Origin of the sequence: Bradyrhizobium frederickii, assembly GCF_004570865.1 — a bacterium.
GTDB lineage: Bacteria > Pseudomonadota > Alphaproteobacteria > Rhizobiales > Xanthobacteraceae > Bradyrhizobium > Bradyrhizobium frederickii.
The window spans coordinates 1-1658 of sequence record NZ_SPQS01000107.1; the positions used below are offsets into that span (position 1 = coordinate 1).

Below are 1658 nucleotides of genomic sequence, written 5' to 3' on the forward strand. Positions count from 1 at the left end.
GTCTATGTATCCATTGAGCATTGCCGCAATTTCTTTTGTGGTGATGTCTTCAAGTGGAGCATAAGGCAGACCCCTCCTTATTGCTTTAATTTTGCTCATGTAATTTATGAGTGTCTTCTGCTTGATTCCTCTGCTGGCCAGGATTTTTTCGTAGCGATCAAGCCATGAATGTAACGTAACGGAATTATCACTGTTGATTCTCGCTGTCAGAGGCTTGTGTTTGTGTCCTGAAAATAACTCAATGTTGGCCTGTATAGCTTCAGTGATTGCGATTCGCCTGTCTCTGCCTAATCCAAACTCTTTACCCGTCCTTGGGTCCCTGTAGCAGTAATATCCATTGTTTCTTATATAAAGGTTAGGGGGTAAATCCCGGCGCTCATGACTTCGCCTTCTTCCCATTTCTGATCCTCTTCAAAAGGCCACCTGTTACTGGTCGATTTAAGTCAACCTTTACCGCTGATTCGTGGAACAGATACTCTCTTCCATCCTTAACCGGAGGTGGGAATATCCTGCATTCCCGAACCCATCGACGAACTGTTTCAAGGCTTCTTGGACGTCGCTGGCGTGCGTTCCACTCCTGAAGTGTCAAGTACATCGCAAAGTCTCCGCAATTACACGCAAGAAAAAACCGCCATCAGGCGGCTTGGTGTTCTTTCAGTTCTTCAATTCGAATATTGGTTACGTCTGCATGTGCTATCTGCGCCCATATCATCCAGTGGTCGTAGCAGTCGTTGATGTTCTCCGCTTCGATAACTCTGTTGAATGGCTCTCCATTCCATTCTCCTGTGACTCGGAAGTGCATTTATCATCTCCATAAAACAAAACCCGCCGTAGCGAGTTCAGATAAAATAAATCCCCGCGAGTGCGAGGATTGTTATGTAATATTGGGTTTAATCATCTATATGTTTTGTACAGAGAGGGCAAGTATCGTTTCCACCGTACTCGTGATAATAATTTTGCACGGTATCAGTCATTTCTCGCACATTGCAGAATGGGGATTTGTCTTCATTAGACTTATAAACCTTCATGGAATATTTGTATGCCGACTCTATATCTATACCTTCATCTACATAAACACCTTCGTGATGTCTGCATGGAGACAAGACACCGGATCTGCACAACATTGATAACGCCCAATCTTTTTGCTCAGACTCTAACTCATTGATACTCATTTATAAACTCCTTGCAATGTATGTCGTTTCAGCTAAACGGTATCAGCAATGTTTATGTAAAGAAACAGTAAGATAATACTCAACCCGATGTTTGAGTACGGTCATCATCTGACACTACAGACTCTGGCATCGCTGTGAAGACGACGCGAAATTCAGCATTTTCACAAGCGTTATCTTTTACAAAACCGATCTCACTCTCCTTTGATGCGAATGCCAGCGTCAGACATCATATGCAGATACTCACCTGCATCCTGAACCCATTGACCTCCAACCCCGTAATAGCGATGCGTAATGATGTCGATAGTTACTAACGGGTCTTGTTCGATTAACTGCCGCAGAAACTCTTCCAGGTCACCAGTGCAGTGCTTGATAACAGGAGTCTTCCCAGGATGGCGAACAACAAGAAACTGGTTTCCGTCTTCACGGACTTCGTTGCTTTCCAGTTTAGCAATACGCTTACTCCCATCCGAGATAACACCTTCGTAA

Annotated in this window: 5 protein-coding genes; all 5 read right to left on the reverse strand. The window is 44.0% G+C overall.

The genetic code is table 11. From position 1 onward, the window contains the following. Positions 1–399: phage integrase Arm DNA-binding domain-containing protein (locus E4K64_RS39735; RefSeq protein WP_209312018.1), on the reverse strand; the 399-nt coding region annotated here is incomplete at its 3' end. Next, complete coding sequence (locus E4K64_RS39740; protein ID WP_002414258.1) at positions 377–595, reverse strand: excisionase; 219 nt, start codon at positions 593–595, stop codon at positions 377–379. The genes E4K64_RS39735 and E4K64_RS39740, both read right to left, overlap by 23 nt. Positions 596–634: 39 nt before the next feature. Then, entirely contained in the window at positions 635–802 is a 168-nt protein-coding gene (locus tag E4K64_RS39745) for a hypothetical protein (protein ID WP_000545733.1), read from the reverse strand. 88 nt (positions 803–890) lie between these two features. Further along, complete coding sequence (locus E4K64_RS39750) at positions 891–1172, reverse strand: hypothetical protein (RefSeq protein WP_000026224.1); 282 nt, start codon at positions 1170–1172, stop codon at positions 891–893. A 191-nt stretch (positions 1173–1363) separates the two neighbouring features. Next, the coding region (locus tag E4K64_RS39755) for a hypothetical protein (RefSeq protein ID WP_430642618.1) at positions 1364–1658 on the reverse strand (295 nt) is incomplete at its 5' end.